Origin of the sequence: Yersinia canariae, from assembly GCF_009831415.1 — a bacterium.
Taxonomy (GTDB): domain Bacteria; phylum Pseudomonadota; class Gammaproteobacteria; order Enterobacterales; family Enterobacteriaceae; genus Yersinia; species Yersinia canariae.
Genome location: NZ_CP043727.1, coordinates 1,596,544 through 1,610,175 on the forward strand (window position 1 = coordinate 1,596,544; position 13,632 = coordinate 1,610,175).

The window sequence follows — 13,632 nt, forward strand, 5'->3', positions numbered from 1 at the left end:
TAGCCCCTGACTCTGGATAATTGCCTGGTTTTACGGCGTTTTTTATGCTGGTCAATCCAGCGAGTCAAGGCTGATTTCGTCCAGAGACAGGCTAAAACTGGGGACGAAGACTTCCATAAAGTAATCCATTTCCGGGCTTTGGCGCATGGCGAGAGTTTTCTCCAGCCGCGCTTTGGCTTGGATAAATTCATTATTACCTGCGGATAATTCTTCCAAACATTTTAGATAAGCACACAAGGCATCTGCTTGTTTAACCAGCGCTTTTTCCTCTTCGCTGTAATAATGCTCATCCAACAGACAACGAAAATCATGTTGTAACTCAACTGGCAGCATTTCAATCAGCTTCTGCTGCGCGACTTTTTCTATCTTTTTGTATTCATGAGCAATTTGCGGATTGTAATATTTGATAGGAGTGGGCAGGTCACCGGTTATGACCTCACTGGCATCGTGATACATCGCCAACAGCGCGATGCGGTCGGCATTAAGATTGCCATTAAATTTCCGGTTTTTGATGATAGCCAATGCATGAGCGACAAATGCCACCTGCAAACTGTGCTCAGAAACATTCTCAGTGCGGACATTGCGCATCAGCGGCCAGCGGTTGATGAGTTTCAGGCGGGATAGGTGGGCGAAGAAGTGACTCATAGTTTTCTCTCTTGATACGTGCGAAGCGCTGGATTCCAAAGGGGCCACGCGCATGGCCCACTTGGCGGTTGAGGCATCAGAGATAAGGTGATCACCGATCTCATGCCAACCGAATCGATCACCAAACCACTAAACAAATGAAAGCCAAACCTACTGGTGATATGTCTCGAGGAATCGCCCTAACTTACCCACTGCCATTTCCAACTCATCTACGCGCGGTAATGTCACGATGCGCACATGATCCGGATATGGCCAGTTAAAGGCACTGCCTTGTACTAGCAAGACTTTTTCCTGTAACAACAGATCCAATACCAATTTCTGGTCGTCATGCAGGTTAAAACGTTTCTGATCAATACGCGGGAACATGTATAACGCGCCTTGAGGTTTCACACAGGAAACACCTGGAATCTGATTGATTAATTCCCAGGCGCGATCACGTTGTTCATATAAACGGCCACCCGGTTGGATAAATTCGCTAATACTCTGATAGCCACCCAGTGCCGTTTGGATAGCATGCTGCATTGGCACGTTAGCGCACAAGCGCATTGATGCCAGCATTTCCAAACCTTCAATGTATCCTTTGGCGTGCTTTTTCGGCCCATTCAACACCATCCAGCCCTGACGGAAACCGGCAACGCGGTAGGTCTTGGACAGGCCATTGAATGTCACCGTCAGCAAATCAGGCGCCAGAGCAGCAATAGAATGATGCTGGGCTTCGTCATATAAAATCTTATCGTAGATCTCATCGGCGAAAATAATCAGGTCATTCTGGCGGGCGATTTCGACAATCTCTAGCAACAGTTCTTTGCTGTAGACGGCACCCGTTGGGTTGTTGGGGTTGATAATCACTATTCCGCGGGTGCGAGGGGTGATTTTACTGCGAATATCATCTAAGTCGGGGAACCAGCCTGACTCTTCATCACACATATAATGCACGGCTTTACCACTTGAAAGTGATACTGCCGCTGTCCATAACGGATAGTCGGGGGCCGGTACCAGCATTTCATCGCCAAGGTTTAGCAATGCTTGCATGGACTGTACGATCAGCTCAGAAACACCGTTCCCAATGTAGATATCCTCGACAGTCAGGTCGCGTATATCGCGGGCCTGATAGTGCTGCATAATGGCTTTGCGCGCCGAAAATAGGCCTTTGGAGTCGCAATAGCCCTGGGCAGTCGGCAAATTACGGATCACATCCACCAGAATTTCATCCGGTGCATCGAAACCAAATGGGGCAGGGTTGCCAATATTCAGTTTCAGAACCTTGTTACCTTCTTCTTCAAGACGCTTAGCTTCTTTTAGCACTGGGCCACGAATGTCATAACAAACGTTGTCCAGTTTGCTGGATTTCTCAATGGGGGACATAAAAAATTGAGCCTTTTGCTGGTAAAAGCGTGTCCTCAGCGTGGAACACTGCAAGGTATCCAATGTACTCCGACGCTGTTGATTTTTGAAGTTCTATGCACATCTTTAGTGCAAATGACTACTGATTTAGTGCAAATGACTATTGATTTAGTGCAAATAACTACTGAGCGAAAAGTGCAGGTGATATTGACGGTGTTTTTGCCCTCAAATCCACCCGGTGATGTTTGATTGATGAGTTTGTCTGAAGCTTTCTTCTGGCAGATTTGGCCAGTTGTGCACAACAACAAAAAGAGTTTTTGAGAAAAATTGAGACCTGTTTTCTGTTGTGTAATGACAGAACAAAAGAGAGTGTTCTGTCACCCAATGTTGCGTGTTTTAATGACATAGATCTGAATTCAACAGTTTATATCATCATACATATAGAGAGGGACAAAAATAGGCAGATTTGTAAATAGGAAAACTATTAAGGAAATCTAATCTTAATCTTGTAAATTCTTATCGAGCATAAAATGTTAATAGTTGAAATTGCTGAATTAAATAGAAAGTGCAGAGAGAGATACATTGATATTTTTTAATATTTTTCTAAAGATGAGTTTTGATGAGTTAATTAAAATAGAGGCATAAATTTTATAAAAGCCTCGATAAATCAGCGCTTCTAAAGGAAAAAATCTTCATTTATCGAAGATTTAGCTCTTTTCTATGACCTCACTCACAAACAAATACAGAATTCAGCCAATAGTTTTTTTTAAAAAGAGATAGCGGTAACGAAATATAAGTAAATTTTTTGCCCTACTCGAATGAGTGGGGTACTGTCATACTTAGCGTTGTCCCTTATTGATGGCGCTAATACATAAACACCAGGGTAGTTTGTAATTAGAATTCAAAAAAGTGAAGAATACACTATGACAAATGCAAATCGTCCGATAATTAATCTCGACCTCGATCTGCTTAGAACCTTTGTAGCTGTTGCTGACTTGAATACTTTCGCCTCTGCTGCGGCGGCGGTTTGTCGAACACAGTCAGCAGTTAGCCAACAAATGCAACGGTTAGAACAGTTAGTTGGTAAGGAGTTATTTGCCCGTCACGGGCGTAACAAATTATTGACTGAACATGGTCTCCAGTTACTTGGCTATGCCAGAAAAATCTTGCGTTTCAATGATGAAGCTTGTACGTCACTTATGTATAGCAATGTAGAAGGGGCACTTATTATTGGCGCATCTGATGATACTGCCGATACGCTGCTGCCTTTCTTATTAAACCGAGTGGCTACGCTATATCCTCGGCTGGCAATTGATGTGCGGGTGAAACGTAGCCCACTCATCGCTGACATGCTGAGTCATGGCGAAGTGGATCTGGCTATTACAACAGCCAAGGTCGACACTCATCCTCATGTGATTTTAAGAACATCGCCGACACTTTGGTATTGTTCCGCTGATTATCAGTTTCAGCCCGGCGAATCAGTACCTTTAGTTGTTATGGATGAGCCAAGCCCATTCCGAGATATGGCCATTGAGCATCTGACCAGAGCCGGGATAGCATGGCGTATCGCCTATGTAGCCTCTTCGCTTTCTGCCATTCGAGCGGCAGTTAGAGCAGGGCTGGGGATCACTGCCAGACCCATAGAGATGATGAGTCCTGATTTGCGCGTATTGGGTGAAACAGAAGGCCTACCTCGCCTACCTGAAACTCATTATTCATTATGCAAAGACAGTCAGTGTAGCAATGAGTTGGCCTTGGCTATTTTTGATGCTATGCAGACAGGCCATCAACATGGTTTGCAACCCGGTGCGGATTTAATGCTAGATTCTGATTATTTGATAGACGATCAAAGTTAAACATTTATTCACCAAAATCATGATAAGCCCCTAATTATAGGGGCTTTTTTATTTCTATTTTTTGTGAAAAGCCTGTTTTACCTTGTTCAGTTTAATTTAATGGGCCAAACGCCGTTTTATTTTATTTATAGGTGCTTATCGCGAGTAGATAGTAGACAATAAGCCTGATTAATATTGTGGTTAATAAGATGATTCATTATTCGCCACTTATATTTTATTAAAACACCATTTCATTATTTATAAATAATAAATTACAACTTTTCGTGTCGAATATTTACGAAATAACACTCAAAACGTGTTCTGGATCAAAAAAATACCCCTAGCTAGTGAGTGGAAGAACCGGTTATTCCTGAGACAATGGTATAGTTAGTAAGAACTATCCATGTTGGTTTATATGTGTATGTTCTCACTTAACAAATTACTGACTCGATTTAGCTTACAGCTTCGCACCAAATGTTAAGTAAGATCGTGCGTTTGTAAATTAATCTGTAGTTACTTTTGTCAAAGTTGACAAAAGGTTACTGAAAGGAGTAAAAAGCCCACAGTAAAACACTGGCTAAACAGTTATTAAAACAGTGTGTTTTGTGTGGTTTTTATCCTTCCCTTTGAATCGATGTGGTGCACTAACTGCCAACACAAGAGCAGGATGTCCGACGCCACTTTTGATGAGTAAGCAATGAGTATGTCAACAACCACTGAAGTTATCGCTCATCATTGGGCGTTCGCTGTATTCCTGATCGGCGCAATCGGGCTGTGCGGTTTGATGCTGCTAGGTGCGTTCTTCCTGGGTGGGAGAGCTCGGGCCCGTGCCAAAAACGTCCCTTATGAGTCAGGTATTGATTCAGTAGGCTCCGCGCGTATGCGCCTGTCTGCTAAGTTTTATCTGGTCGCCATGTTCTTCGTGATTTTCGATGTTGAAGCCCTGTACCTGTATGCGTGGTCAATCTCTATTCGTGAGAGCGGCTGGGTAGGCTTTATCGAAGCAACCATTTTCATTTTGGTGCTCTTGGCTGGTTTGGTTTATCTGGTGCGTATCGGCGCTCTGGATTGGACTCCTACGCGTTCTAATCGTCGTGTGAGCAAACCGAGCATAGTCAAATACGCCAGCAGTCATCCAGATATACCCAAGAACTAGGTGTTGCCAGGCGGCAAGCGGATGAATTCCGATAAACTTATCGATAAGTAAGATTGACTACAGATAAGTGATTCGGATTAGGACGCACAGCTAACAACCCTGCGACTCCAAGTACAAAAGGTATAGTGGTCAATAAATACAGCGAGGCATTAACATGGACTATACGCTCACCCGCATAGACCCTAACGGTGAGAATGACCGTTACCCCCTGCAAACTCAGGAAACCGTCAGCGGCGATCCTCTCGAGCAACATGTCCACCGTAGTGTTTACATGGGTAAACTTGAGAACGCCATGCATGACATGGTGAATTGGGGGCGTAAAAACTCTCTTTGGCCGTATAACTTCGGTCTTTCCTGCTGTTATGTGGAGATGGTGACCTCGTTCACCGCCGTACATGACGTAGCACGTTTCGGTGCAGAAGTATTGCGTGCCTCCCCACGTCAGGCCGATTTTATGGTGGTGGCCGGTACCTGCTTTACCAAAATGGCTCCAGTTATTCAGCGTTTGTATGAACAAATGTTGGAACCAAAATGGGTTATTTCCATGGGCGCCTGTGCTAACTCTGGCGGCATGTACGACATCTATTCCGTAGTACAAGGCGTGGATAAATTCATACCGGTAGACGTGTATATTCCAGGCTGCCCACCGCGCCCGGAAGCCTACATGCAAGCTTTGTTGCTGCTACAGGAATCTATCGGTAAAGAGCGCCGTCCTCTCTCTTGGGTTGTGGGTGATCAAGGTGTTTATCGCGCCAATATGCAGCCGGAAAGAGAACGTAAGCATGCTGAACGAATTGCAGTAACTAACCTGCGTACACCTGACGAAATCTAACACTGCTTAAGTGTAAGGTTTTGGTACGTAAGTGATTTGTTTTTGGAGAGAACCGTTTTTCTTCCAGAACATGTGTGCGGCAAATGACCACAAAATGACACATTCAGTGTGGTGAAAAAACAGTGTGGTGAATAAATAATGACCGATTTAACGACGTCCGACAGCACTCAGCCAGCATGGCAAACCCGAGATCATCTTGATGATCCGGTAATTGGTGAGCTGTCGAACCGTTTTGGGCCAGAGGCCTTTGTTGTTCAAGCGACTCGTACCGGCATGCCCGTGGTATGGGTGAAGCGTGAGCAATTACTGGAAGTAATGTCGTTTCTGAGAAAACAACCGAAGCCGTATGTCATGCTGTTTGACCTGCATGGTGTAGATGAACGCCTTCGTACCCACCGCCAGGGCCTCCCTGATGCGGATTTTTCTGTTTTCTATCATCTGCTTTCCATCGAACGCAACCGCGACATCATGCTGAAAGTGGCACTGTCTGAAAAAGACTTACACGTGTCCACAGCGACCAAGATTTTCCCTAATGCCAACTGGTATGAGCGCGAAACTTGGGAAATGTTCGGTATTACCTTTGATGGTCACCCACATCTGACGCGCATCATGATGCCGCAGACTTGGGAAGGTCACCCGCTGCGTAAAGATTACCCAGCCCGTGCCACTGAGTTCGATCCCTTTGTGCTGACAAAGCAGAAAGAAGATCTGGAAATGGAATCACTGACTTTCAAACCTGAAGATTGGGGCATGAAGCGCGGGACCGAAAATGAGGACTTTATGTTCCTTAACCTCGGCCCGAACCACCCCTCCTCACATGGTGCGTTCCGCATTGTGTTGCAGTTGGATGGTGAAGAGATTGTCGACTGCGTGCCAGATGTGGGTTACCACCACCGTGGCGCGGAGAAGATGGGCGAGCGCCAGTCCTGGCACAGCTACATTCCATATACCGACCGTATTGAATATCTTGGCGGCTGCGTTAACGAAATGCCTTATGTGCTGGCAGTTGAAAAACTGGCCGGTATCGAAGTGCCGGATCGCGTTAAAACCATTCGCGTCATGCTGTCTGAGTTGTTCCGCATCAACAGCCACTTACTGTACATCAGTACCTTTATCCAAGACGTCGGCGCAATGACGCCGGTGTTCTTTGCTTTTACCGATCGTCAGAAAGTGTACGATTTAGTTGAAGCTATCACCGGTTTCCGTATGCACCCGGCTTGGTTCCGTATTGGTGGTGTTGCACACGACCTGCCACGTGGTTGGGAACGTCTGCTGCGTGACTTCCTTGACTGGATGCCAAAACGTCTTGATTCCTACGTCAAAGCAGCTTTAGAGAACAGCATTCTGAAAGGGCGTTCTATCGGTGTTGCTGCCTATAATTCCAAAGAAGCGCTGGAATGGGGTGTGACGGGGGCGGGCTTACGCGCTACTGGCGTTGAGTTTGACGTGCGTAAATGGCGTCCTTACTCCGGTTATGAGAACTTCGATTTCGAAGTGCCCGTCGGTAACAACGGTGACTGTTATGACCGCGTGATGCTGAAAGTGGAAGAGTTGCGCCAAAGTCTGCGCATTCTGGAGCAATGTTATAAAAACATGCCAGAAGGCCCGTTCAAGGCCGATCACCCACTGACGACTCCGCCGCCGAAAGAACGCACGCTTCAACATATCGAAACGCTAATCACTCACTTCCTGCAAGTTTCATGGGGCCCAGTGATGCCAGCTAACGAATCATTCCAAATGGTTGAAGCGACCAAAGGGATCAACAGCTACTATCTGACCAGTGATGCCAGCACCATGAGCTATCGCACCCGGATACGTACTCCAAGCTATGCCCATTTGCAGCAGATCCCATCGGTTATCCGTGGCAGCCTGGTATCTGACCTGATTGTCTATCTGGGCAGTATCGATTTTGTAATGTCTGATGTGGACCGCTAATTATGAGCAACCAAAAAGAGACTCAGGATCATAACGAAAGCCAAAATGTGGCGAATCTGGCAGTCAATGCGGCTGAACCGGTGACCACGACTGACGTTTTCGAGTTGAGCGCTGAAGAACGTGATGCTATCGAGCATGAAAAGCACCATTATGAAGATGCTCGCGCTGCCTCAATCGAAGCACTGAAAATTGTGCAAAAACAACGCGGTTGGGTGCCGGATGGGGCGATTCATGCCATTGCTGAAGTGCTGGGTATCCCGGCCAGTGATGTTGAAGGGGTTGCCACATTCTACAGCCAGATCTTCCGCCAACCTGTTGGGCGTCATGTTATCCGTTACTGTGACAGTGTGGTGTGCCACATCACCGGTTATCAGGGGATTCAAGCCGCGATTTCGAAAAAACTCAGTATTCAGCCGGGTCAGACGACCTTTGATGGCCGCTTCACACTGCTGCCAACCTGCTGCTTAGGTAACTGCGATCGCGGCCCGACCATGATGATCGATGACGATACCCACAGCTACCTGAAACCTGAAGATATTGAGAAGTTACTGGAGCAATATCCATGACAACTAACTCAGGTTTCACCAAAGAAATTGTTCGCACACCAGAGATGCACCCGCTGACCTGGCGTTTACGTGATGACAAACAGCCAGTATGGCTGGATGAATATCGCAGCAAAACTGGCTATGCCGGTGCTGAAAAAGCCTTAAAAGGCATGGCGCCACCTGATGTTGTTAACTTGGTCAAAGACGCCGGTCTGAAAGGTCGTGGCGGTGCTGGCTTCTCCACTGGTTTGAAGTGGAGTCTGATGCCAAAAGACGAAAGCATGAACATTCGGTATTTGCTGTGTAACGCCGATGAGATGGAGCCGGGCACCTATAAAGACCGCTTGCTGATGGAGCAATTGCCTCATTTGCTGGTGGAAGGGATGCTGATCAGCGCGTTTGCGCTAAAAGCCTATCGTGGCTACATCTTCTTGCGTGGCGAATATATCGAAGCTGCTGTGAACTTACGCCGTGCTATTGCTGAGGCCACAGAAGCTGGCTTGCTGGGCAAAAATATCATGGGCAGCGGCTTTGATTTTGAGCTGATTGTACATACCGGTGCTGGTCGTTATATCTGCGGTGAAGAAACTGCGCTGATTAACTCACTGGAAGGTCGCCGCGCCAATCCGCGCTCAAAACCGCCTTTCCCTGCCTCCTCCGGTGTGTGGGGTAAACCGACTTGCGTCAATAACGTTGAGACTCTCTGCAACGTTCCGGCCATTCTTGAGCATGGTGTGGAGTGGTATCAGGGGATTACTGCCGGTAAGAGTAACGATGCCGGTACCAAATTGATGGGCTTCTCTGGCCGGGTGAAAAATCCAGGTCTGTGGGAATTGCCGTTTGGTATCAGCGCGCGTGAAATTCTGGAAGATTACGCCGGCGGTATGCGCGATGGCCTGAAATTCAAAGCTTGGCAGCCGGGCGGGGCGGGTACTGACTTCCTGACCGCTGACCATCTGGATCTGCCGATGGACTTTGAGAATATCGCTAAAGCAGGCAGCCGCTTAGGGACTGCATTGGCAATGGCGGTAGACCACGAAATCGGTATGGTTCCACTAGTGCGCAATCTGGAAGAGTTTTTTGCTCGTGAATCCTGCGGCTGGTGTACGCCTTGCCGCGATGGTTTGCCATGGAGTGTGAAGATCCTGCGAGCATTGGAGCGCGGCGAAGGTCAGCCGGGTGACATTGAGACGCTGGAACAGCTGTGCCGCTTCTTAGGGCCGGGCAAAACCTTCTGTGCTCACGCGCCGGGCGCGGTTGAACCACTACAGAGTGCGATTAAATATTTCCGGGAAGAATTCGAAGCCGGGATCGCCGCTAAAGACTATGGCAACACCCGAGCCATAGCCGGTATTCAACCAAACCTCTTAAAAGCGCGCTGGTAGCAGCATTGACGCCCTTGCTGCTTTCAGCAGGGGCCAGAATTTTTGATTAACGCTTGTAAACGAACCGGTTAAAGTCGTCGTGAGCGACGGTCAGACGAGGAAAAAATCAGAAAGAAAGCGGAGTTTACTCTGGTAAATGAGCATTTCGGGCTGATTTTTGACGAAGTATCACCGAGCGCAACAGACATTAAACGTGTTCACGCACAGGCCACTTGGAAGCATGCTGATATGGCTACGATTCATGTAGACGGCAAAGAATACGACGTAAACGGGGCCGATAACCTGTTACAAGCTTGTCTCTCCCTGGGACTCGATATTCCTTACTTTTGCTGGCATCCGGCGCTGGGAAGCGTCGGCGCTTGCCGCCAATGTGCGGTAAAGCAATACCAAAACGCGGACGACACTCGTGGGCGTTTGGTGATGTCCTGTATGACGCCAGCCACCGATGGAACTTTTATTTCCATTGATGACGGTGAAGCCAAAGCGTTCCGTGAGAGTGTGGTTGAATGGTTGATGACTAACCACCCGCACGATTGCCCGGTCTGTGAAGAAGGGGGTAACTGTCATCTGCAAGATATGACAGTGATGACCGGCCACAGTTTCCGCCGCTATCGCTTTAGCAAACGGACTCACCAAAATCAGGATCTCGGCCCGTTCATCTCTCATGAAATGAACCGCTGTATCGCCTGCTATCGCTGTGTGCGTTACTACAAAGATTATGCTGATGGCACTGACTTTGGTGTCTACGGCGCGCACGATAACGTCTATTTTGGTCGCACCGAGAGCGGCACGCTGGAAAGCGAGTTCTCCGGTAACCTGGTAGAAGTGTGCCCGACCGGTGTATTCACCGATAAAACCCATTCCGAGCGTTATAACCGTAAATGGGATATGCAGTTCGCGCCAAGTATCTGCCAGCAGTGCAGCGTGGGTTGTAACACCAGCCCAGGCGAACGTTATGGTGAATTGCGCCGGATTGAAAACCGCTATAACGGCAGCGTGAACCACTACTTCATGTGTGACCGTGGTCGTTTTGGTTATGGTTACGTCAACCGCAAAGATCGCCCACGTCAGCCGCAGCAATTGCGTGGCAATGACTGGATCCACCTGAACGCCGAACAGGCGATGCAAGGTGCGGCAGATATTTTGCGTCAGGCGAAGAAAACCATCGGTATCGGTTCACCACGCGCCAGTTTGGAGAGCAACTTTGCGTTGCGTGAATTGGTGGGTGCTGAAAACTTCTATACTGGTATCGCCGCAAGCGAGCAACAACGGCTGCAACTGATGCTGAAAGTACTGCGCGAAGGCGGTATCTACACGCCAGCATTACGAGAAATTGAAAGCTACGATGCGGTGCTGATTCTGGGTGAAGATTTGACTCAGACCGGCGCACGTATCGCATTGTCAGTTCGTCAGGCAGTGAAAGGCAAAGCCCGTGAAATGGCCGCCGCACAGAAAGTGGCGGATTGGCAGATTGCCGCCATTATGAACATTGGTCAGCATGCCAAGCATCCGCTGTTTATCACCAATGTGGATAACACCCGCATGGATGATATCGCCGCTTGGAACTATCGCGCGCCTGTTGATGATCAAGCCCGTTTAGGTTTCGCTATCGCCCACGCGTTAGATGAGTCTGCGCCGGTGGTTGATGATTTGGCGAAAGAGCTGAAAGGCAAAGTGGATATTATCGTACAGGCGCTGGCCGGTGCGAAGAAACCACTGATTATTACCGGTAGCAGTGCAGGTAGCGATGCCATCATTGAAGCGGCAGCCAACGTGGCGAAAGCCCTGAAAGGTCGTGGCTCTGACGTTGGTATCACCTTTGTTGCCAGCGCCGCCAACAGTATCGGTCTCTCCATGATTGGCGGTGGTTCACTGGATCAAGCATTAGAGTTGTTGACCCAAGGTGATGCGGACAGCGTTATCGTGATGGAAAACGACCTGTATCGCCATGCAGCAAAAGACAAAGTCGATGCCGCATTGGAGAAAACAGCGAATCTGATTGTAGTTGATCATCAACGCACCGAGATTATGGATAAAGCCAGCTTGATTCTGTCTGCTGCTAGCTTTGCTGAAAGCGACGGCACGCTGGTCAATCAGGAAGGCCGCGCTCAGCGCTTCTTCCAAGTTTATGATCCAACCTATTATGACGATCCGAAAAAACCGGAAAACAACAGCATTATGCTGGAAAGCTGGCGTTGGCTGCATTCGCTGCACTCAACTTATACCAGCCGCCACGTAGACTGGACCCAGCTTGACCATGTGATTCAAGCTTGTGTGGCTGCATTGCCGCAGTTGGAAGGGATTGTTGAAGCCGCGCCGGATGCAACATTCCGTATCCGTGGTCAAAAACTGGCGCGTTCGCCGATTCGTTACAGTGGCCGTACTGCCATGCGCGCGGATATCAGTGTGCACGAACCGCGTCAGCCGCAGGATATCGACACGCCGTTTGCCTTCTCGATGGAAGGGAACAACAGCCCATTAGCTGACCGTCAGCAGATCCCATTTGCCTGGGCTCCGGGCTGGAACTCACCGCAAGCATGGAACAAATTCCAGGCAGAAGTGGGCGGCAAGCTGCGCTTTGGTGACCCGGGTATTCGTCTGATTGAAGCAGGGGAGGGAACACTCGGCTACTTTGATTCAGTGCCGGCTGCCTTTACCGCCAATAGCGAAAACTGGCAGATTGCACCTTACTACCACCTGTTTGGTAGTGAAGAGATGTCTCAGCGTTCAGATGTCATCCAGCAGCGCATGCCAGCACCTTATGTGATGGTCAATCCTGCGGATGCAGCCCGTCTCGGGGTTAACCTCGGTACGCTGGTGGAGTTCAACTGTGCCGGTCAGACTCTGTGTCTGCCAGTGCGTTTGAGTGAAACCTTGGCTCAGGGTCAGGTCGGCTTGCCGCTTGGCTTACCGGGTATTCCGCCGATTATGGTGGGTGCGCGCGTTGAGAATCTGCGGGAGGCAGTGCTATGAGCTGGTTTACCCCTGAATTGATTGAGATTTTAATCTCTGTCCTGAAAGCGGTGGTGATTCTGCTGGTCGTGGTGACTTGCGGTGCATTTATGAGCTTCGGTGAGCGCCGCTTGCTGGGCTTGTTCCAGAACCGTTACGGGCCAAACCGTGTGGGCTGGGGCGGGTCATTGCAGCTGGTTGCTGACATGATCAAAATGTTCTTCAAAGAAGACTGGGTACCGAAGTTCTCCGACAAGGCTATTTTTACCTTAGCACCGGTGATTGCTTTTACCTCGCTGCTGCTGTCTTTCGCTATCGTCCCGGTCAGCCCGACCTGGGCGGTTGCGGATCTCAATATTGGTATTTTGTTCTTCCTGATGATGGCGGGGCTGGCGGTTTACGCCGTGCTGTTCGCCGGTTGGTCCAGTAATAACAAATATTCTCTGTTAGGGGCGATGCGTGCTTCAGCGCAAACCCTGAGCTACGAAGTGTTCCTCGGCTTATCTTTGATGGGCGTGGTCGCGCAAGCTGGCTCATTTAACATGCAGGATATTGTTAACTCTCAAGAGCACGTCTGGAATGTTATCCCGCAATTCTTTGGTTTTGTGACCTTTGCTATTGCGGGTGTTGCGGTTTGTCACCGTCATCCCTTTGACCAGCCAGAAGCTGAACAAGAACTGGCCGATGGTTACCACATTGAATATTCCGGTATGAAATTCGGTTTGTTTTTCGTCGGTGAATACATCGGTATCGTGACTGTTTCCGCACTGATAGTCACCTTGTTCTTCGGTGGTTGGCAAGGCCCGTTCTTGCCGCCATTTATCTGGTTTGCGCTGAAAACGGCTTTCTTCATGGTGATGTTCATTCTGATCCGTGCATCCTTGCCGCGCCCACGTTATGACCAAGTGATGTCATTCGGCTGGAAAGTTTGCCTGCCGTTGACCCTGCTGAATCTGCTGGCGACTGCCGCGGTCATTTTGTACAACGCTCAATAAGGGGTGAA

At 48.6% G+C, this 13,632-nt stretch carries 10 protein-coding genes; 8 read left to right on the top strand and 2 right to left on the bottom strand.

The genetic code is table 11. The features are described from left to right. Positions 1-51: 51 nt before the first annotated feature. Together yfbR and F0T03_RS07540 are read right to left on the bottom strand one after the other, a co-directional pair. A complete protein-coding gene (gene yfbR, locus F0T03_RS07535; protein ID WP_004391643.1) occupies positions 52-645 on the bottom strand; it encodes a 5'-deoxynucleotidase in 594 nt (197 codons plus the stop codon). A gap of 150 nt (positions 646-795) precedes the next feature. Beyond that, positions 796-2,010: a pyridoxal phosphate-dependent aminotransferase gene (locus F0T03_RS07540; RefSeq protein WP_145556332.1), complete on the bottom strand. Its 1,215-nt coding sequence runs from the start codon at positions 2,008-2,010 to the stop codon at positions 796-798. A 902-nt stretch (positions 2,011-2,912) separates the two neighbouring features. Here F0T03_RS07540 and rovM point away from each other — a divergent pair. From rovM to nuoH, 8 genes are all read left to right on the top strand, one after another. Beyond that, positions 2,913-3,845: a virulence transcriptional regulator RovM gene (gene rovM, locus F0T03_RS07545; RefSeq protein WP_159677609.1), complete on the top strand. Its 933-nt coding sequence runs from the start codon at positions 2,913-2,915 to the stop codon at positions 3,843-3,845. A gap of 676 nt (positions 3,846-4,521) precedes the next feature. After that, positions 4,522-4,980 carry an NADH-quinone oxidoreductase subunit NuoA gene (gene nuoA / locus F0T03_RS07550; RefSeq protein ID WP_162526908.1) on the top strand — a complete coding sequence of 153 codons (459 nt, stop codon included), beginning with the start codon at positions 4,522-4,524 and terminating at the stop codon, positions 4,978-4,980. 154 nt (positions 4,981-5,134) lie between these two features. Then, a complete protein-coding gene (locus F0T03_RS07555; RefSeq protein ID WP_145554989.1) occupies positions 5,135-5,812 on the top strand; it encodes a NuoB/complex I 20 kDa subunit family protein in 678 nt (225 codons plus the stop codon). A 138-nt stretch (positions 5,813-5,950) separates the two neighbouring features. Then, positions 5,951-7,747 (top strand): NADH-quinone oxidoreductase subunit C/D, encoded by a 1,797-nt coding sequence (nuoC, locus tag F0T03_RS07560; RefSeq protein ID WP_145554990.1) that lies wholly within the window; start codon positions 5,951-5,953, stop codon positions 7,745-7,747. A gap of 2 nt (positions 7,748-7,749) precedes the next feature. After that, on the top strand, positions 7,750-8,313 hold the full coding sequence (gene nuoE / locus F0T03_RS07565; protein WP_162526909.1) for an NADH-quinone oxidoreductase subunit NuoE: 564 nt from the start codon (positions 7,750-7,752) through the stop codon (positions 8,311-8,313). Then, positions 8,310-9,677, top strand: a complete 1,368-nt coding sequence (nuoF, locus tag F0T03_RS07570) for an NADH-quinone oxidoreductase subunit NuoF (protein ID WP_159677611.1) — start codon at positions 8,310-8,312, stop codon at positions 9,675-9,677. Before nuoE ends, nuoF begins: the two co-directional genes overlap by 4 nt. A 228-nt stretch (positions 9,678-9,905) precedes the next feature. After that, entirely contained in the window at positions 9,906-12,650 is a 2,745-nt protein-coding gene (nuoG, locus tag F0T03_RS07575) for an NADH-quinone oxidoreductase subunit NuoG (RefSeq protein ID WP_159677613.1), read from the top strand. Beyond that, positions 12,647-13,624, top strand: coding sequence for an NADH-quinone oxidoreductase subunit NuoH (nuoH, locus tag F0T03_RS07580; RefSeq protein WP_145554993.1), 978 nt, complete (start codon positions 12,647-12,649; stop codon positions 13,622-13,624). The genes nuoG and nuoH overlap by 4 nt, the downstream gene beginning before the upstream one ends. The last annotated feature ends 8 nt before the right edge of the window (positions 13,625-13,632 follow it).